We start from the raw sequence: 20,249 nt of genomic DNA on the forward strand, positions 1-20,249 counted from the left end.
CCAAATCCTCAGCGTCTAATCTCCATAAGGAATCCTAAGAACCTGCCCCACATCAATCAAATCACTGGTCAGCCCATTCAGCCGCATAATCTCTTCAACCGTAGTCCCGAACCTCCGTGCCAGCAGCCACAGGCTATCCCCTGCCTGCACGGTATACTCCCGATACCCTCCTGTCTGTGAAACAGGAATCCGCAGCACTTGCCCGATATACAGCATATCCCCCGTCAGTCCGTTCAGCCGTTTGATTGCTTCAACCGTAGTCCCGTACCGCCTTGAGAGAAGCCACAGCGTATCCCCAGGCTGAACGGTATACTGGAATGTGTCGGATTCATCCGGTATCTGCGGCGGCACATTCTGAAGAATCCCCTGATAAGTGTCGTACAGTGCCTTCCACGTAAGCGGTCCCACCACGCCGTCGGCATTTAATCCCATAGCCTGTTGGAAAGCAATAACTGACTGCCGTGTCCCGCTGCCGAAGATGCCATCCTGGGCAAGCCCTGGAATCTCCGGATAGTATTCTGAAATGAAATCCAGAAGATATTGCAGCGTAATTACGTCCGGCCCGGAGGAGCCTTGCCGTAGTATGCTGCTTGGGGGAACGGTTCCGATTCCAAGGGAGCCGCCCTCGCTGTCTAGTTCCGCCAGTCTTGTAACAGCCGTATACAGGCTGGAAATCTTATACCAAGTAGATTTTCCCACAATGCCATCCGGGGTAAGATTAAAAACACTCTGAAACTTTGTTACGGCCGCCCTTGTGCTGTCCTGAAACACTCCTGCCTCATCTGTAATGGCAGGGATTGCCGGGTAATTTCTGCGGATACGGTTCAGATAAGTCTGTATGGTCTGGACGTCAAGCCCTGTACTGCCGACCCTAAGCGGTGTCCCCGGGTAGGAGGACAGGATGCCTGTAACAATGTCTGTCTCTGCAATCTCTATATCGCTCGGATAATAAGAACGGAGAATCTGTATCGGCGTAAGCCCCTGATTTGCCAGCGTCACAGTCCCCCATTGGGATAAGCCCTGGCAGGTGGCAGTCGTCCCGTTGCAGAAGGAGGTGAAATAAGGCGCCTTATGTCCCTTCCTCCGTACATACTCGTTGAAAATTCTGTCCACAATTCTGCTGATAGAGTCATAAATTGGGCGTCCCTGCACGAAATACTGGTCGTAAGCTGTGCTGTTGGTAATGTCGAAATTGTAACCTCTGCTTCGATACCATTCGGTATAGATTCTGTTCAGTGCAAACGTAATAATCGCGTAAATATTTGCGGTGAGGGACGCTTCCGGCCAGGTGGGATAGATTTCGCTACTCGCCACATTTTTTACATATTCCGGAAAAGATACCTGAACGTTCGGCGCATTAGAACTGGGTGTCCCCAGATGTACCGTAATCGGGTCTGGGATTACGACTTGGCGCAGAATGCGTGGTTCCATATAGGTTCCTTCCTGTTCACTGGTATCCCGCATGGCAACGGCAGGTTTCCCGATGGAAATCTCTCTTGTAACGGGCTGCCGCTGTGTCTTTCGCATGGGGGTAAGTACGATTGGCAGGACGGCAGTTTGCCCGTCAAAAATAGGAATATCCGTAACGAACAGGGAATCGAAGCCAAAGCTTTGCGCAAGCACGGAGTAGCTTGTAAAAGGCAGCCCATTATAGTATGGAGTCTGTGAGAAGCTTTTATCGACAGTTTCAAGTGAAACCACGGGTGTTTCCCCGTTTTCGTCCGTTGTAAGTACATAGAGCGTGTTGGAGTTCGTGTCCGTAATCCTGACTTGTGCGCCGGTTAAGGGGACTGCTCCGTCGGCGGTTCGCGCCTGTATAAGTAAATGTCCGATAGCCATAGGCTTTATGCCCTCCTGTTTCCATATGTCCTTATATCATATAGAATATGAAAATATATAGAAATTGTTGAGGAATTGCGTGAAAAACCTGCTATTCATGTGTAAAGATAGAAAAAAATCAGCGGTCGTTAAATGATAGAATTTGTCGAATAGAAAATTAGAAAATAGTTCTTTAGGAAGGATAAAAAGAATAGAAATCAATCACATTTATAATTGACAAAAAGTTTAATAAGAGTATAATTAATTCAGCGCATGAGTTTAGTAAAAGAATATTTTTGGTTTAGGAATAATTTCTTGCAGGAAGCAGAGGAGCATTTTATGGAACTGGAATATGTGAATGAACACATTGGGAACAAAATCAAGGATTTGAGGAACCGGAACGGTCTGACGCAGCAGGAGCTCGCCGACAGGACAGAGCTGACCAAGGGATTTATCTCACAGTTGGAGCGGGGGCAGGTATCCCCATCCATTGTGACGCTCCTTGACCTGATTGAGTGTCTGGGGACGACTGCCTCTGAGTTTTTCAAAGAGACGGAAGAAGAACGGGTCGTATTCTCGGAAGAGGGATTTTTTGAGAAGGTGGACGATGCGGGAAACAGCATCCAGTGGATTGTCCCCACTGCCCAGAAGTACCATATGGAGCCGCTGTTGGTGGTAATCCAGCCTCACCAGACGTTGGAGGAGGATAAGCCTCATGACGGGGAGGAGTTCGGGTATTTGATGTCAGGAAGGATTAAGCTGCATTTGGGGGACGCGGTCTATACGGTAAAAGCCGGGGAGAGCTTCTTCTATCCGGCAAAGCGGAAACACCGGATTGAGAATCCGGGCAGCAGGCCGGCGAAATTTATATGGGTCAGCACTCCGCCTACATTTTGAAAAGCAGATCTATAGCAGACCGTTGCAGGAGGGCTGAGAAGAAGAGGGTTCATATTATATATAGAAGTTGGGGGATGAAGATGGGACAGACGACGAATATTATTGAGTTAAAACATATTACCAAGACTTACGAGGACGGCTATACGGCTGTGTCCGACTTTAATCTTGAGGTGAAGCAGGGGGAATTCATCACATTTCTTGGGCCTTCCGGGTGCGGGAAGACGACGACGCTGCGGATGATTGCTGGGTTCGATATCCCGACAGAAGGAGAGATTCTGCTGAACGGCACGCCGATTACCAGCCTGCCTCCGAACAAAAGACCGATCAATACGGTATTCCAGCGGTACGCATTATTTCCGCATATGAACATCTATGAAAATATTGCCTTTGGGCTTAGGCAGAAGAAGACGCCGGAGAAGGCGATTGCAAAGAAGGTAAAGAAGGTGCTGGAGCTGGTGGATCTGGAAGGGTTCGAGAACCGCAGTATTGACACGCTGTCTGGCGGGCAGCAGCAGAGGGTGGCAATTGCCCGTGCGGTGGTCAACGAGCCGCAGATTCTCCTGCTCGATGAACCGTTAGGGGCGCTGGACTTAAAAATGCGTAAGGAGATGCAGCTAGAGCTAAAGGAAATGCACCGGGAGCTTGGCATTACATTTATCTACGTGACCCATGATCAGGAGGAAGCCCTGACCATGTCGGATAAGATTGTGGTCATGTCGGAAGGGAAGATGCAGCAGATTGGTACGCCGGAGGATATCTACAATGAGCCGATTAATGCGTTTGTGGCAGACTTTATCGGGGACAGTAACATTTTCAACGGCATTATGACAGGGAAACTAAAGGTAAGGTTCTGCGGCGGGGAGTTTCCTTGCGTGGACGACATTGAGGAGGGAACCCACATTACGGCCGTGGTACGCCCGGAGGATGTGAATTTGACTGCGCCTGAACAGGGAAGGATACGGGGGACTGTGACTTCTGTAATCTTCAAAGGAATGCATTATGAGATTACTGTGGAGTCCGGGAAAAATGAGATTGTTGCCCAGTCTGTCCATTCTGCTAAGGTGGGAGACCGCGTCGGGGTGCAGGTGGAACCCGACAACATCCATGTCATGATTGCGGAAGACCATACGAATATTTTTGCGGCGGAGATTAATAAGAATTATGAATTGGAGTACAACGGCACGGTTCTGGATGTCAGCCTGACGGATATTGTCAAGGGAAGCTCCATGTCGGAAGACGGAAGCTGGGTGGATGCCAGAGGGCTTGAGCTTGACCCTAAGAAGGTGCGGATTAAGATTTCTATCAAGCCTCAGGATATTGAGCTGACGGACGATCAGGACGAAGGGCTGGTGCAAGGGTATATCAGCAACTTAATCTACAAGGGCGACCACTACAGTTATGTTATACACACGGATTTGGAGCAGGATTTTGTGGTAAATGACGAGTATCTGTGGAATATGGAGGACCAGGTCGGTTTGCTGATGCCTGTGGATAAGATGATATTTACGGTGAAGAAGTAGGAGGCGGATACATGAGGAAACGTACATTTTCCAGAAGATATCTGGGAATTCCATATGCGCTTTTTCTGGCGCTTTTTGTTGTTGCGCCTTTGATCGTGCTGCTTTACTATGCGTTTACGGATGGACAGGGGCAGTTTACCATCCAAAATCTGACGGGATTTTTTTCCGATCCGAATACGCTTGGGACGCTCTGCTACAGTTTCGGCATTGCAATGGTTACGACCATCGTGTGCCTGCTGCTTGCTTATCCGTTGGCATACGTCCTTGCGACAGGGAGGATGAAGGGGAAGACGGTGATTGTGCTGATTTTCATAATGCCCATGTGGATTAATTTTTCTCTGCGCATCACTGCGCTGAAGGAAATCCTTACATGGCTTGAGGGGAATCTGGCATACCACCCGTTTCTCAATACGGTGCTTGGCATGAGCTATGACTTCCTGCCGTTTATGATTCTGCCGATTTACACGACAATCTCGAAGCTTGACGGGGCGCTGCTTGAGGCGGCGCGGGATTTGGGAGCCGGAGAGGCGCAGACGTTTTTGAAGGTAACGCTGCCGCTGTCGCTGCCGGGGATTTTAAGCGGCGTATCCATGGTCTTTCTGCCGGCTATGACCAATTATGTGGTGCTGGATATGCTGTACAACAGCACTTACATTATGGGCAGCTTGATTGGAAGCTATTTTGCGGCGTATAACTGGAACGGAGGTTCTATGATTGCGCTGATCCTTCTGGGAATCATCTGTCTGTTCACGCTGCTTTCCGGCGGGATGGAAGAGGAGAATACGAGAGGAGGTGCGCTGCTGTAATGAGAAAAGCGTGGAAATGGATGATCATTATCATTGTCCTTTTGTTTTTGTACCTGCCGATTTTGGTGCTGGCGGTGTACAGTTTTACGGATGCTGCGAATATTGGGGCAATCCGTGGATTCTCTCTGCGTAATTATGTGACGCTTTTTACTACGCCAGAATTGGTGCATATGATTATCGGGACGGTGGCGCTTGCCCTTGGCTCGGCTGTGATTGCCACATTCCTTGGAACGATTGGGGCAATCGGTTCCTTCTATTCCAAAAAGAAGATGGCTGCGGCGATTATGACGATGAATCAGGTGCCGGTGGTAAATGCGGATGTGGTGACGGGATTCTCTATCTGCATTCTGTTGGTGGTGGTGTTCGGTGTCAGTAAGGATACCTTTATTCCGCTGGTAGTGGGGCATGTGACCCTCTGTGCGCCGTTTGTATTTTTATCCGTGATTCCGAAACTCAAGCAGATGGATTCCAGTATCTACGAGGCGGCGCTGGATTTGGGGGCGACTCCGTTGGTTGCGCTGACAAGAGTGGTGATTCCGCAGATTTTTCCGGGAATCCTGTCTGGGTTCGCTATGGCGGTAACGCTGTCACTGGATGATTATTTTGTGGCGACTTATACAAAACCTGCCACATTCGACACAATCAGTACCTACGTGGTAAATGCGACAAAAGGCGCCCAGACTACGATTAAAACAGCCTTGTGGGCGCTGTCAACTGTGATTTTCCTACTGGTGGTAATATTTTCTCTGGTGATGAATCTCCGTGCCGTAGGGGCGGAGCAGGAAAGGAAGGCGGTATGAAGGTGAGTCAAATGTGTTCCGTGAAAAATATGGCCGCAGGTATAGCGGGAATTCTGTTTATCTTAGCTTCTTCTGTCTCTATGACGGTCAATGCGGCAGGCAGCGGAGGCAAGGACAGTGCCAAAGAAGTTACCCTGCGAATCTGCAACTGGGAAGAGTATATTGACCTTGGGGATTGGGATGAGGATGAGACGATAGGGCTTGACAGCGGGGATATTATCGGTGAGAATTCCATGATGGATGATTTTGCAGAATGGTACTATGAGACATACGGGATTCGGGTGAAGATTGAATATTCTACATTTGGGACGAATGAAGACCTGTACAATATGCTGACGTTGGGAGACACCTACGACCTGGTATGCCCGTCGGAGTATATGATTATGAAATTAATGACGGAAAATCAGCTCGTGCCCTTGTCGGAGGAATTTTTTGACGCCTCCAATCAAAATAACTACTATATTAACGGTGTTTCTCCTTACATTAAAGAGATCTTTGAAAAAAATGAGATTGACGGCAAGCCCTGGGGGGACTATGCGGCGGGGTATATGTGGGGGATTACCGGGATCGTGTATAATCCGGAGCTGGTCAGTGAGGAGGATGCCGCAAGCTGGAAGATCCTGAATGACCCCGCATATCAGAGAAAGATTACGATTAAGGATAATGTCAGGGATTCTTATTTTGCGGCAATCGGCGCGATTAAGTCGGAGCTTTTGACTTCGGAGGAATTTATCAGCGCGCCGGATTATCAGAAGCGTCTGGAGGAGGAGATGAACGACACATCCGAGGAAACCATTACCAGGGCGCAGGAGTATCTGCAAGATGTGAAGGATAACGCGTATTCCTTCGAGACGGATTCCGGTAAAGCGGATATGGTCACGGGGAAGGTGGCGGCAAATTACCAGTGGTCCGGCGACGGAGTGTATACGATGGATCAGGCAGATGAAGATGGGATTGCCCTTGCGTTTGCCGTTCCCAAGGAGGCTACCAACGTTTATTTTGACGGATGGGTGATGCTAAAAAGTGGGATTCAAGGGGATGCTGTGAAGCAGCATGCTGCGGAGGCGTTCATTAATTTTATTTCCAGGGCGGACAATGTAATTCGGAATATGTATTATGTTGGGTATACTTCCGTGATTTCCGGCGGAGACGATATTCGTGTATTTGAATATGCAGACTATTGTTATGGAGCCGGGGAGGATGAAAAAGATACGACGGATTATGATTTGGGATATTTCTTTGCAAAGGAAGCCGGGGAGGATTATGTGATCACGGCGCCGTCGGATCAGGTGTACCGGCAGTTGTTTGCACAGTATCCTACGGGAGAAGCGATGGAGAGGTCTTCGCTGATGGTGTGTTTTGATGAGGAACAGAATAGGGCGATTAACCAGATGTGGATCAATGTCCGGTGTTATAATATCCATGACGTGCCGGTATGGGCGTGGGGGATTGCCGGGATAGTGATAGGTATTCTGATGGTACTCGGGGTGCGGAAGGTGAAGCGGTAAGGGATGGCCTTCCCTTACCATTTTCTTAATCATAATTTAATCTTTTTTCTATGTTCATCAAACGGAAAATAATGTATAATAATGTTCATTACCACAATTCGGGAGACATATATGTATAAGCCAGTCTTAGGAATTCCGCAGAATACCATAGAGATTCTGCAGAAGTATAATTTTTCATTTCAGAAGAAGTTTGGTCAGAATTTTCTGATTGATACCCATGTGCTAGAGAAGATTATCCGTGCGGCAGACATTCATGAAGATGATATGGTGCTGGAGGTCGGTCCGGGAATCGGGACGATGACACAGTATCTTGCAAAGGCGGCAGGAAAGGTCGTAGCTGTGGAGATTGATAAGAACCTGATTCCAATCCTTTCAGAGACGCTTGGGGGATATGGGAATGTCAGGATTATCAATGAGGATGTCTTGAAATTGGACATCCCAAGGCTCGTGGAAGAGGAAAATGGAGGGAAGCCCGTGAAGGTGGTGGCGAACCTCCCGTATTATATTACGACGCCCATCATCATGGGACTGTTCGAGGAGCATGTGCCGATTGAGAGTATTACCGTTATGGTGCAGAAAGAAGTTGCGGACCGGATGCAGACCGGACCGGGGAACAAGGACTACGGCGCGCTGTCGCTGGCTGTACAGTATTATGCCAGCCCGTATATTGTGGCGAATGTGCCGCCGAATTGTTTTATACCAAGACCTAAGGTTGGCTCTGCCGTGATACGGCTGACTTGTCATGAACATCCTCCGGTGGATGTTGCAGACGAGAGGCTTCTGTTCGATATTATCCGCGCTTCATTTAACCAGCGGAGGAAGACCCTTGCAAATGGGCTGAAAAACTCGGACAGGTTGGATTTTCCAAAGGAAATCATCATGGAGGCGATTGAAAGGTTAGGCAAGGGCGCCAGTGTCAGAGGGGAGTCTTTGACATTGGAAGAGTTTGCAAAGTTGAGTAATTATCTGGCGAATTCTTGTGGAGCGATACGAAAGTAACTGTGAGAAAGGAGAGGTTTGTATGGATAAAAAGAAGGAGTTTTCCCTGTTCGAGGTGACGCCGGAGATTGAACATTTTGCCCGGTTATGTGACCAGAATAATGAGATTGATAAGGAATTGTATACAAAATACGATGTAAAGAGGGGACTTCGCGACCTGAACGGGAAAGGTGTGCTTGCGGGACTTACGAACGTTTCAGATGTATGCGCGAAGAAGCTTGTCGATGGGGTGGAGGTTCCTTGTGCAGGGAATCTGTATTACCGGGGATATAATATCAAGGATTTGGTGAAAGGTTTCCTTGAGGATAAGCATTTCGGCTTTGAGGAGATTGCGTATCTCCTGTTATTTGGGGAGCTGCCGGATGCGAAGGAGCTTGAGGTATTCCATGATACGCTGGTTGAGCGGCGTACCTTGCCCCCGACTTTTGTCAGGGATGTAATCATGAAGGCGCCGAGCCGGGACATGATGATCAGCCTGTCGCGTTCCATCCTCAACCTGTACTCTTATGATGACAAAGCAGATGATACGTCGATTCCCAATGTGCTTCGGCAGTGCCTGAACCTGATCAGCGAGTTCCCGATGCTGATGGTGTATGGATATCATGCATACAATTACCGTCTGGGCGAGGATTTATTCATCTATGCGCCGTCTCAGGAATTGTCTACGGCTGAGAATATCCTGATGATGTTAAGGGAAGACCGGAAGTATACAGAGCTTGAGGCGAAGATTCTGGATATGGCGCTGGTGCTTCATATGGATCACGGCGGCGGTAACAATTCCACGTTTACGACCCATGTTGTCACATCCTCCGGGACGGATACATATTCTACGATTGCGGCGGCTCTTGCGTCCCTGAAAGGTCCCAAGCACGGCGGCGCCAATATCAAGGTGACGCAGATGTTTGAGAATATGAAGCAGGTTGTGAAAGACTGGAAGGATGAGGAAGAGGTACGCCGGTATCTCTGTGACCTTCTGGAGAAGAGGGCGTTTGACCAGAAGGGATTGATTTATGGAATGGGACATGCAATCTACTCCGTATCTGACCCGAGAGCGGATATCTTCAAGGTGTTTGTAAAGCAGCTGGCCCAGGAGAAAGGCTGCGAGGAAGAGTATGCGCTCTACGAGATGGTGGAGAATATGGCTCCGAAGGTGATTGCCGAGAAGCGGAAGATTTACAAGGGCGTCAATGCTAATGTGGACTTTTACAGCGGCCTGGTGTACAGTATGCTTGACCTGCCTCCGGCATTGTATACGCCGATTTTTGCGGCGGCGCGTATCGTAGGATGGAGCGCCCACAGATTGGAAGAGTTAAGGAACGTTGACAAGATTATCCGCCCGGCTTATAAGCCGCTGGCTGAGCATAGAGATTATATAAGGATGGAAGACAGATAGAGATGAAGAAGGAATTTTACTATCTTTCCAGAGATGGGAAGACACAGATTCATGCCGTGGAGTGGCTGCCGGAGGATGCGCCTAAGGGAGTGCTTCAAATCTGCCATGGGATGGTGGAATATATTGAGCGTTACCATGAATTTGCCGAATATCTGTGCAGGCAAGGGTATTATGTGACAGGGCATGACCATTTAGGGCATGGCAAGTCTGTGAAGGATGAGACGGAATATGGTTATTTTCCTAAGAAGAACGGGAATCAGTGCGTAATCGGGGACATTCATCAGCTCCGCATGATTACTTCAAAGAAGTATCCCGGCGTACCGTATCTGATGCTTGGACACAGCATGGGGTCTTTCCTTTTAAGGCAGTATTTGACCGAGCATGGGGACGGCCTTGCAGGCGTGGTGATCATGGGGACAGGATACCAGCCCATGGCCGTACTGGAAGCGGGGCAGTTGGTATGCCGTGTGACCGCTTGGTTCAAGGGATGGAAATACCGCAGCAAATTTGTGGACAATCTAAGCTTCGGAAGTTTTAATAAGAGATTTGAGCCGGGCGAGACGGGCAGGGAATGGGTCACGTCGGATTCGGAACTTTGCAGAAAGTATGTGGAAGATCCGCTGTGTATGTTCCGGTTTACGGTTGGCGGATATTACCAGATGTTTGAGGGAATGAAGGTACTGGCTCGCCCAGAAAGTATGGCGCGGATTCCAAGGGACTTGCCGGTTCTCTTTACCGCCGGCGCCGACGACCCGGTAGGGGCGTTCGGCAAGAACGTCATGAAGGTGTACAAGAAATACAAGTCTTCGGGAATGCAGAAGGTTGCTGTGAAGCTGTACGCAGGAGGGCGGCATGAGATTCTGAATGAGACAATCCGGGAACAGGTGTATGAGGATTTGTATGTCTGGTGTGAGCGGTGTGTCAGGATGAGCAAAGGAAGATAAAGAAATCAGCCATGAAGAAATATTTTAACTTTATCCGAAAAAGCATTATAAGGCATAAGGCATTTTTGGTACAGGGTTTGGGAATGATTTTGTTTCTGACGATGCTGCAGGCAAGCATCCCTCTTGCCATGCGTAAGATGATTTCCGAGGTGACAGTACGGCAGTCCGTATTATTCCTGACAGTGTGCGTGCTTATTTACTGCGCGGTTCTCTTGCTCTATAACGTTATAGACGTAATCTGGATGAAATATCTGGACAGGCTCGGCGGCAAGATTCTTCTGGAAGTGCGGGAAAAGCTCTATGCCGCTATCAGCAGAGGTGATTATGAAGAGCTGCTCTCAGTTGGAAAAGAGAAAATAAAAAATATATTATACATGGATACCCTGAACGTCTATAGTTCCGTAGCCTGTTTCGGGATTCAGATTGCGGCGAATACATTTCTGCTGTTCGTGTTCTTCGGAGTTTCCGCAAGCGTGAACTGGCAGCTTTCCATTGTGCTTATGGTTGCTGCGGCCGCCGGGTTCGGGATTTCCTACCTTTCAAGGAGACCGATTGCCAATGCATCCCGCCGGGTGAATTTGAAGATGAAGGAGGATAACGAGACGCTGAACGAGTATGTGGACCGGATGGAGCTGACGAAGACGAACCATCTGGATACATATTCAGTGGGGAAAATGAAGGAAAGCCTACAGAATTTTATTCAGACTTCCTTGAAGAGCGACACGGCGCTTATATTCCTAAGGAATGTGATTTCACAGTTTCACCAGATTGTTTCCTTCGCGATTGCAGCGTTTTTGTCTATGACGGCAGGGGAGTCTTCGGCGGCAGACCTTGTATTCTATCTTTGCGTCGTGGATTTGATTCTTGCTACAAGCCAGAATATTGAGTCGCTTGTGTACTCGCTCATAAAGCTGCTTCCTGCATATGAAAATATTGACCGCATTTTAGAGCTGGATAGGCCGGATACCGGGGAGAGAATCGGTCAGATCCGGGAGATTGAGTTTCGGAATGTAGGGTTTTCCTATCGCGGAACACAGCAGAAGATTTTTGAAGAAAAGAATTATCAATTCCGGCAGGGAGATATTGTCCGGATTTCCGGTGCGAATGGAAGCGGTAAGTCTACCTTTGTGAAGCTCTTGACCGGGCTTCTCCGGCCGACTGAGGGAAATATCCTTCTTAACGGAATCCCGGGGAGGGAAGTTTCATCGGATTCTCTGAAAAATGAAATTTTTTATATTAGCCAGGATGAGATTTTCTTAAATGATACGGTTCATAACTATATGGAAGCAATGTTGAACCGTCCGGTCAGCGGAGAAGAACTGCAATGTGTCCGTGAGAAAGTGCAGTTAGATGCTTCGGTAACGGAGATTGCCAACAACGGTCTGTCCATGTCAGGGGGACAGCGCAAGAAGCTCCTGATGATGCGGCTTTTACTCGGTTCACAGAATGTATCTGTACTGATTTTAGATGAGCTTGAGGCAGGGCTGGATGCAGAGGCAAAAGCACACCTGATTCAGTTAAAGAAGAATCTGGTAGAAATGCGGAAGGATGCCATTATATTTATTATCAGTCATGCAGAGAATGAGGATATACCTTTCACGAAGCGGATTGAATTGTAAAAAGAAAACAGGATTCAAAATGATGTACGCGTCACGGCTTAGGCCGGGCGCGTATTTTGCTGCCATTTTCTTTTTGTGTACACAAATAATAAAGTTTTTGTAAACAACTCGGATGATTATATGTAATTATCGGATAATCCTATGAAGAGAAAAACTCAAAAATCCTATATAATTAACAATAAATACAGATGAAATATTATTATAATCTGTAAATTTGCACAATAATTGTAAGGAGGAAAAAAATGAAGAGAAGAGTTGTAGCGGCGTTGCTTGTTACAGGCATGATGGCTGGCCTGCTTAGCGGATGTGGTTCTAAGGACTCGGGGTCAGGGGATTCAGGCTCAGGCGGTTCAGGAAAGGGTGAGAAGCTGAACCTTTGGATGCCGACCTTTGCATCTGCAGACGGAGAGATTACGGATGAGGAATTCTGGACAGAAAAGGTAAAAACTTTTGGAGAAGAGAATGACTGTGAAGTCAGCGTGGAGATTGTTCCGTGGGACAGCTATGAGGAGAAATACCTGACCGGGACAACATCAGACGACGGCCCGGATGTTGGATATATGTATATGGAGATGTTCTATGACTATATTGACATGGGGGCGCTGGTAGATGTAGACCAGTATTTCTCAGACGAAGAGAAAGAGAATTACATTTATTATAATCTGGGCAACATTCAGGGAGGACAGTATGCGCTTCCGGTAGTCGTAGGGAATCCGAGAATCCTGGCGGCGAATATGGATATCCTAAAAGAGGCCGGAGTCGAGAAAGTACCGACTACGTGGGACGAGCTGGTAAGTACGTGTGAAGCGGTGAAAGAAAAGAAACCGGATGTAGCGCCGTTAATTCAGGATTGGGGAAGCCCGCACTATGGTTCTCTGAATGAAATTTACTGGCCATATTTCTGGAGCGCCGGCGGTGAGATTGTAGATGCGGATGGCAATCTTACGATTGATACCGATGCGGGACTTGAAGCGACCCAGTTCTTACAGGGGCTCAGGGAGGATGGAATCCTGCCAGATTCATGCACGTCCAACGACGATACGGTAGAAGCGTTTAAGAACGGTTCCGCAGCTATGGTCATGGTAGCATCAAGTAACCTGTTAAAATGTGACGGAGTAAATTGGGACTTTGAACCTGTGCTTCAGGGACCGAAGGATGCGAAGACATTCGTTGCGGCCGATTCACTGGTTATGTTCGAGAAATGCGAGAACAAAGAACTTGCTGCGAAGTTAATGAAATATATCACAAGCTCAGAGGTAATGTCGGACTTCCATAAGAGAGTAAGCGAACAGCCGCCGATTTCCAAAGATGAGGAATATTCAGGCGATGAGAGATATGCGACCCTGTTCACGGACTATGCGGACAACTTCCAGTCGCTTCCGGTATTTAAGGGGGCAAGTTCCATGTATGATACGCTGTTCAAGAACCTGCAGTCTATGATGCTTGGCGAGATGACGCCGGAAGAAGTGTTAAAAGAAACGACGGATTATTACGATACGAACCTGAAATAATCCTCGGATTGAAACTGAATGATATGTACAGCTATAATCGGAAGAATCGGGTAATCTGGTTCTTCCGATTATAAATAAGGAAGGAGTGAGAGTGTGAACAGGAAGAAAAAAGAAGCGCTTCAGGGAGTTATCTATATATTGCCGAGTTTTATCCTGATAGCATGTTTTAGCGTTTTACCAATCTTCATGTCCGGGTATTTCAGCTTTACCAATTATAATGTCATGAATGATCCAACATTTGCGGGGCTTGAGAACTATGCGAAGATTTTTAAGGATGCGTATGTGGCGGATGCGATTAAGAATACGCTTGCATATGTAGTAATCACGGTTCCGATTCAGACAATCCTGTCTCTGGTCTTTGCGGCGTTTCTTGCCTATAAGATGCAGAATAAGACGGGAGGTTTTTTAAGAAGTATCATGTTCATTCCGGTCATTGCTTCTGCAGTGACGGCAGGTACAATTTGGAGAATCATCCTGAATACGGACGGAGGGCTTCTGAATAACCTGTTGGGCGTATTCCACATCAGTCCCGTGAACTGGCTCGGAAGTACCAAGACGGCGCTGATTAGTATCTGTATCGTAGCAATCTGGAAGAATGTAGGATATTTCCTGGTTATTTACTATGCGGGTATCATGGGCATTTCAAAAGATCTCTATGAGGCGGCCCGTGTTGATGGCGCGACAAACATCCAGCAGTTTTTCAAGATTACGATGCCCATGTTAAAGCCGATTACCTATCTGGTCGTTACGCTGGGGATTATCTGGTCATTCCAGGTGTTCGACCTGTCCTACCAGATGACCGGCGGAGGCCCGGGAAGGTCTACGGTCACAATCGTTATGGCTATCTATAATGCGGCGTTTAAGCAGTACAAGATGGGATATGCGTGCGCCATGGCGATGGTTCTGTTGGTAATCGTTCTGATCATTAATGGATTAGAGAACCTGTTGTTCAAAGAGAAGGAGGCGAGATAAGATGAAGAAGAAATCCTGGACGCCATTGTCTGTACTTGGGATGCTGGTCATGGTGCTTTTCGCCATTATCTGTATCGCCCCGTTCATCTATATGATGATTATGTCATTTACTCAGTCTACGACGCTGATGCTGCATTTTGACGAAATTGATTTTACTGATTTTACGAATTATTCCTATGTATTTGGCAAGAGTGGATTTTTAAGGGCGCTGACCAACAGTTTGATCGTAGTAATCAGCTCCTGTCTGTTCAACTGTATTATTTCCTCCATGGCTGCCTATGGGTTCGAGAAGAAGAATTTCCCCGGGAAAGAGAAGATTTTCAAGGTCTATCTTGCCACGCTGATGATTCCCGGACAGGTTACGATGATTCCTGTATTCATTATCATGAGGAAAATGGGCGTGCTGAATACATATTTCTCACTGGTGGTCCTGATTCTGAACGCATTCGGTGTGTTCCTGATCCGCCAGTTCATGTCCAGTGTGCCGGACGAGCTGTTAGAGGCGGCGAAGGTAGACGGATGCCCGGAGTACAGGATATTTATCCAGATCGTAATCCCGTTGATTAAGCCGGTGCTGATATCCTTGGTGGTATTCACATTCGTTTCATCATGGAATGATTTCCTGTGGCCATTGGTGTCTACGACGGATTCCGATATGTATACGCTGACGGTAGCGCTGTCGCTGCTCAAGACCCAGTACCAGACGAACTATGGGCTGATTATGGCAGGCGCGGCGGTATCCTTCATGTTCCCGTTTGTTCTGTATATCTTTTTGCAGAAGCAGTTCGTGGAAGGTATTGCATTAAGCGGAGTGAAGGGATAAAATACAGATAAAGATTTGCGGATAAGAAAGAGAGGTTGTTATGGAATTTCAATATAAGATCGTATCGTCTATGTGTAAAGTATTTCCAGACGGGGAGAATGGAAAAGATTTGGAAGAAAAGCGGCTGACAGGCCTTAATGGGGAAACGATGTCATTCCAGATTGCATATTACTGGGGGGGAGATAGAAAGGAAAGGGGCAGCGTGTCTGTGCTGTCCCCGATTAAGGACAAGGTGCATGTCCGTATGGTCAATTTAGTGCCATGTGAGTACCCGTGCCATATGAAGCGGGATGAGGGATATCTTGCCGTGGAGCCGGGGATGTACCCGGATTGGCTCAGCGAGGTTCCAAAACTGGGATTCCCGTTAGTATCCGGACAGTGGAGGTGCCTGTGGGTTGACGTGGAACCGGACGATACGGTGGAGGCAGGGGAATATCCTGTAAAGCTTAGGCTTGAAAAAGACGGTGAGGTTCTCTGTGAGCCGGAGATTACTTGCGAGGTTCTGGGCGTTCGGCTTCCCAAGCTGCCGATTCCGTATACGGAGTGGTTCCACAGTGATTGTCTGGCAGATTATTATCAGGCAGAGGTATTTTCCGATAGATTCTGGGAGATTGTGGAGGAATTTGTCCGGTCAGCGGCAAAGCATAAGTGCAATATGTTGCTGACCCCCGTGTTCACGCCGCCCCTTGACACGGCGATTGGAGGAGAACGCCGCACGGTACAGCTTGTGGATGTTACGGTTACGGAAGGAAAGTATCATTTTGAGTTCGGGAATTTCCGGAAATGGGTTCGCATGGCTTCTGGCTGCGGGATTGAATACTTCGAGATTTCCCATCTGTTCAGCCAGTGGGGCGCGAAGGCGGCTCCCAAGGTAATGGCGGTCAAGGATGGAACCTATCAGCAGATTTTCGGATGGGATACGGATTCAGCAGGAGAAGAGTATCGGGATTTCCTGCATCAGTTCCTTACTGCGCTGAAAGAAGAGTTGAAGGAGCTGGGGATTGAAGGTAGGACGTACTTCCATATATCGGACGAGCCAGAGAAGGAGCATATGGAGAATTTCCGCAATGCGTGGGAAGGCGTGGCAAAGGATTTGGAAGGTTTTCAGGTGATGGATGCCTTGTCAGACTATGATTTCTACAAGGAGGGGCTGGTGCGGCAGCCGGTTTGTGCCGTAAATCATATTCAGCCGTTTCTTGAGGAACGTCCGGAGAAGCTCTGGGGCTATTACTGTACGGCGCAGTGCGTGGATGTGACGAACCGGTTCATCGTGCTGCCGGGATGCAGGACGCGTATCCTTGGGGTGCAGTTGTATAAGTATCGGCTGGACGGATTCCTGCATTGGGGATATAATTTCTATAACTCGGAGCATTCCCTCTATCCAATCGACCCTTACCGCTGTACGGATGCAGGCGGGGCGTTCCCGTCCGGAGATCCGTTCCTTGTATATCCGGGGAAGGACGGAAGACCGGAAGGTTCTGTGAGACAGATGCTGATGGATGAGGCGATGTCGGATTATTGTGCGTTTCTGGCGTTGGAGAAGCTGGCAGGAAGGGAGAAGGTGCTGGAGCTGATTGATGAAGAGACGGTCACTTTCGATGAATATCCGCAGGATGAGGATTATTTGCTGGGACTCCGTAAGAAGGTGAATCAGGCGATTAAGGACGCCTTGCCATAATTGTAAAAGTATGCCGTTGAATTCGCTGCCGGATGTTGTTATACTAAAACAAACAGCCGGGAATGTAGGTCGGAAGGGAGATAAGATTTGTATGGAAAAAAAGAAAAAACTTCCGATAGGAATCGAATTTTTTAAAGATTTTAAGCGAGATGGTTTTTATTATGTGGATAAGACGGCGTTTATCCGTGACTTTATAGATTTAAGGGGCAGTGTGAATCTGTTTACAAGGCCAAGGCGGTTCGGGAAGAGCCTCAATATGAATATGCTGAAAACTTTTTTTGAGATTGGGGCAGACCCCTCTCTGTTTGATGGCCTGGAAATTTCAAAAGAGGTTGAGCTGTGCCGGCAGTACATGGGGAAATATCCAGTCATTTCTATCAGTTTGAAGGATGTAGGAGGAATGGATTTCCAGACGGCATATGATATGCTTGGAAGCGTGGTCTGCGAGGAGGCGGGACGGTTTGATTTCCTTTTGGGAAGCGGCAGGCTGACACAGGCGGATAAGAAGAAATTGAATGCACTGATAGATGAGGAGTTTGATAAGGCGGCTAATCTTCATAGAAGCCTGAGGGTATTGACACAGTTACTTTTTAAACATTATGGGATTCCGGTGATTGTCCTGATTGATGAGTATGATGTACCTTTGGATAAAGCATATCAGAATGGATACTATCAGGAGATGGTCAGTCTCGTCCGCTCCCTGTTCAGTCAGGTGTTAAAGACGAATGAAAATCTGTACTTTGCCGTTCTGACGGGATGCCTTAGGATTGCAAAAGAGAGTATTTTTACAGGGCTGAATAATTTCAAGGTGAGGACGATTTCAGATGTAAGTTATGCGGAATATTTTGGATTTACGGAATATGAAGTAAGGGAGTTACTGGCTTATTATTGCCTGGAAGATAAATTTGACGTGCTGAAGGAATGGTATGACGGATATCGTTTTGGGCAGGCGGAGATGTATTGCCCTTGGGATGTAATCAATCAATGCGATAAATTTCTGGAGAAGAAGAATGCGCCGATGGAGTCTCACTGGGAGAACAGCAGCAGTAATGGGATTGTGCAAGATATTCTTGAGACGGCAACAGAGACGACGAAAAGACAGATAGAAGAATTGATTTCCGGTGGGACGGTAGAGAAAGCAATTATTCCTGAATTGACTTACACGGATTTAGACAGTGAGGATGAAGAGGTACGTCAAACTTATTTGTGGAGTGTGCTTTTGGCGACAGGATACCTGACGGATGCCGGGGAGCCTGAAAATGGCCTGCACAGGCTTGTAATTCCAAACAGGGAAGTATTGGGAATCTATGAGAAACGGATTCGTTCCTGGTTTAAACTGAAAATTGTCGGTGACACAGAGAGGTGGAAGCATTTCTGCGAGGCTGTGAAAGCGGGCAAGGCGTTAGAGGTACAGCAGTTATTCAATGAATTCCTGTCTGATTCTATTAGTATCAGGGATACGTTCGTAAGGAAAGAAATGAAAGAGAACTTTTATCACGGAATGCTTTTGGGGTTGTTGCGTGCAGAAGGCAGTTGGGGGGTCAAGTCGAATGTAGAATCAGGCGTAGGGTACACGGATATCCGGTTGGAAGTCCCTGCCTTAAAGACAGGATGTATCATAGAGGTTAAATATGCGGAGAACGGACGGTATGAGCAGGCATGTGACGAGGCTATGAGACAGATTGAAGAAGATGGGTATGTTCAGGTTCTAAGGTCTGACGGGATGCGGACGATTCATAAGTATGGGATTGCGTGTTATCGGAAAAGCTGTAAAATAGCATATTCTCTGGAAAATGAGAATAGAGATTAAGGGTTAATCAACTTCCATGAGGGGGGCGTTGTTTTTTGGCAGCGCCCCCTTTAGATTATGGCACGTGCCGGAGTTACCGCATCAAGATTATTTTCCGTAAAAATCTTTGTAGAAGAACTGTACTCAGAGGGAGACATCCGGGTATATTTCTTAAATTGCAAAGAAAAGTACTGGTAAGACGAGTAATTCAGTGCATTTGCAATCTCCGTAAAGGAATAGCGGTTCTCCCTTATCATCATCTTGGCGGTATCAATCTTGAGGCGTGAAAAATATTCGATGACTCCGCAGCCTTCATATTGATGGAACAAGTGCTGGAGCTGGGATTTGCCGATAATATTGTCCCGGCAGATATCGGAAACGGTGAGCCGTTCACGGACATGCTTGTTCAGATATTGTACGATCTGGTTCATCCGCGTCATATCGCTGTTCTGGGAATTCATCGGGGGGGGGGGTGGAAGGGGCAAACTGAGTATTATCCCGCGGAGCCAGACGCCGGAAGATGTTAATCAGCATCAGTTCCAAAGAAGTCTTAATAATCTGCTCGCTTCCAAAGATTGTCTGGGAATAGCGGTTCAGCTTACATATCAGCGGGTTGTTCAAAGGCGTGTAAAAGGTTCTTTTGGCTTCGGCAATCAACTGCCCCAAATAAAAGTTCTCGTTATTGTCAATGGTGATTATCTGGTTCTCGAAAAAGTGCATGCAAGGGGCGTCGCATTTGAAGGAAATGACGATGAGGTTCGGTGCAACCTTTCCGTCCGCCCGCAAGGCATGGAATTCATTTGGTTTGTGAAAAATCATCTCGCCCTTTTTCAAAGGAATGGTCTGTGTATTAGCAGTGACTTCAATGCTGCCGAAGTCAACGAAAAGCAGCTCCCAGAAGTCATGGGATTCTCCTTCGTATATGAAATCCTTGGAATATTCAAAATAGTGGATGGAATAAATATCCTTAATGGATAATTCTTCTCTTAATGTTATGCTTTCGTATTGGGCTAAGTTGGTCATGGTAAATGGCTTCCTTCCGTAATGTATATGATGATTTTACAGAAAAACTGAAAGATTGGCAAGTACAAAACAAATCTGGAAGTTATTTACAAGGAGTTCCTTAATTTTTTCCTATTGCCGCCGATATAAGTAATATAAACATATATAAG

The 20,249-nt window shown here is 47.4% G+C and carries 17 protein-coding genes; 14 read left to right on the plus strand and 3 right to left on the minus strand.

The window, feature by feature from the left end; all coding sequences use genetic code 11:
* Nucleotides 1–15: 15 nt before the first annotated feature.
* Entirely contained in the window at nt 16–1,839 is a 1,824-nt protein-coding gene (locus AC6I3O_RS00660; protein WP_497849330.1) for a LysM peptidoglycan-binding domain-containing protein, read from the minus strand.
* Between the two features lie 318 nt (nt 1,840–2,157).
* Here AC6I3O_RS00660 and AC6I3O_RS00665 point away from each other — a divergent pair, with 318 nt between their 5' ends.
* From AC6I3O_RS00665 to AC6I3O_RS00730, 14 genes are all read left to right on the plus strand, one after another.
* Nucleotides 2,158–2,715, plus strand: a complete 558-nt coding sequence (locus AC6I3O_RS00665; protein WP_497849331.1) for a helix-turn-helix domain-containing protein — start codon at nt 2,158–2,160, stop codon at nt 2,713–2,715.
* A gap of 80 nt (nt 2,716–2,795) precedes the next feature.
* Nucleotides 2,796–4,235 (plus strand): ABC transporter ATP-binding protein, encoded by a 1,440-nt coding sequence (locus AC6I3O_RS00670; protein WP_497849332.1) that lies wholly within the window; start codon nt 2,796–2,798, stop codon nt 4,233–4,235.
* A gap of 11 nt (nt 4,236–4,246) precedes the next feature.
* The gene (locus AC6I3O_RS00675; RefSeq protein WP_497849333.1) at nt 4,247–5,041 is read left to right on the plus strand and encodes an ABC transporter permease; all 795 of its coding nucleotides are present in this window, start codon (nt 4,247–4,249) and stop codon (nt 5,039–5,041) included.
* Nucleotides 5,041–5,841: an ABC transporter permease gene (locus tag AC6I3O_RS00680; RefSeq protein WP_497849334.1), complete on the plus strand. Its 801-nt coding sequence runs from the start codon at nt 5,041–5,043 to the stop codon at nt 5,839–5,841. The genes AC6I3O_RS00675 and AC6I3O_RS00680 overlap by 1 nt, the downstream gene beginning before the upstream one ends.
* Nucleotides 5,838–7,349, plus strand: coding sequence for an extracellular solute-binding protein (locus tag AC6I3O_RS00685; RefSeq protein ID WP_497849335.1), 1,512 nt, complete (start codon nt 5,838–5,840; stop codon nt 7,347–7,349). The genes AC6I3O_RS00680 and AC6I3O_RS00685 overlap by 4 nt, the downstream gene beginning before the upstream one ends.
* A 111-nt stretch (nt 7,350–7,460) precedes the next feature.
* Complete coding sequence (gene rsmA / locus AC6I3O_RS00690) at nt 7,461–8,348, plus strand: 16S rRNA (adenine(1518)-N(6)/adenine(1519)-N(6))-dimethyltransferase RsmA (RefSeq protein ID WP_497849336.1); 888 nt, start codon at nt 7,461–7,463, stop codon at nt 8,346–8,348.
* A gap of 22 nt (nt 8,349–8,370) precedes the next feature.
* Complete coding sequence (locus AC6I3O_RS00695) at nt 8,371–9,741, plus strand: citrate/2-methylcitrate synthase (protein ID WP_497849337.1); 1,371 nt, start codon at nt 8,371–8,373, stop codon at nt 9,739–9,741.
* 2 nt (nt 9,742–9,743) lie between these two features.
* Nucleotides 9,744–10,685, plus strand: coding sequence for an alpha/beta fold hydrolase (locus AC6I3O_RS00700; RefSeq protein WP_497849338.1), 942 nt, complete (start codon nt 9,744–9,746; stop codon nt 10,683–10,685).
* A gap of 11 nt (nt 10,686–10,696) precedes the next feature.
* Entirely contained in the window at nt 10,697–12,304 is a 1,608-nt protein-coding gene (locus AC6I3O_RS00705) for an ATP-binding cassette domain-containing protein (RefSeq protein WP_497849339.1), read from the plus strand.
* Between the two features lie 242 nt (nt 12,305–12,546).
* Entirely contained in the window at nt 12,547–13,815 is a 1,269-nt protein-coding gene (locus AC6I3O_RS00710; protein WP_497849340.1) for an ABC transporter substrate-binding protein, read from the plus strand.
* A 93-nt stretch (nt 13,816–13,908) separates the two neighbouring features.
* Nucleotides 13,909–14,787 (plus strand): carbohydrate ABC transporter permease, encoded by an 879-nt coding sequence (locus AC6I3O_RS00715; RefSeq protein ID WP_497849341.1) that lies wholly within the window; start codon nt 13,909–13,911, stop codon nt 14,785–14,787.
* 1 nt (nt 14,788) lies between these two features.
* Nucleotides 14,789–15,610 carry a carbohydrate ABC transporter permease gene (locus AC6I3O_RS00720; protein WP_497849342.1) on the plus strand — a complete coding sequence of 274 codons (822 nt, stop codon included), beginning with the start codon at nt 14,789–14,791 and terminating at the stop codon, nt 15,608–15,610.
* Between the two features lie 40 nt (nt 15,611–15,650).
* Nucleotides 15,651–17,288, plus strand: a complete 1,638-nt coding sequence (locus AC6I3O_RS00725; protein ID WP_497849343.1) for a DUF4091 domain-containing protein — start codon at nt 15,651–15,653, stop codon at nt 17,286–17,288.
* Nucleotides 17,289–17,379: 91 nt separating this feature from the next.
* Nucleotides 17,380–19,098, plus strand: a complete 1,719-nt coding sequence (locus AC6I3O_RS00730) for an AAA family ATPase (RefSeq protein ID WP_497849344.1) — start codon at nt 17,380–17,382, stop codon at nt 19,096–19,098.
* Nucleotides 19,099–19,148: 50 nt separating this feature from the next.
* On the opposite strand, the gene AC6I3O_RS00735 is transcribed toward AC6I3O_RS00730, so the two are convergent.
* Together AC6I3O_RS00735 and AC6I3O_RS00740 are read right to left on the minus strand one after the other, a co-directional pair.
* Nucleotides 19,149–19,508 carry a helix-turn-helix domain-containing protein gene (locus AC6I3O_RS00735; protein ID WP_497849345.1) on the minus strand — a complete coding sequence of 120 codons (360 nt, stop codon included), beginning with the start codon at nt 19,506–19,508 and terminating at the stop codon, nt 19,149–19,151.
* Nucleotides 19,468–20,100: a cupin domain-containing protein gene (locus AC6I3O_RS00740; RefSeq protein WP_497849346.1), complete on the minus strand. Its 633-nt coding sequence runs from the start codon at nt 20,098–20,100 to the stop codon at nt 19,468–19,470. The genes AC6I3O_RS00735 and AC6I3O_RS00740 overlap by 41 nt, the downstream gene beginning before the upstream one ends.
* Nucleotides 20,101–20,249 lie beyond the last annotated feature (149 nt).

This window comes from Sporofaciens sp. St.21A7, assembly GCF_059728535.1.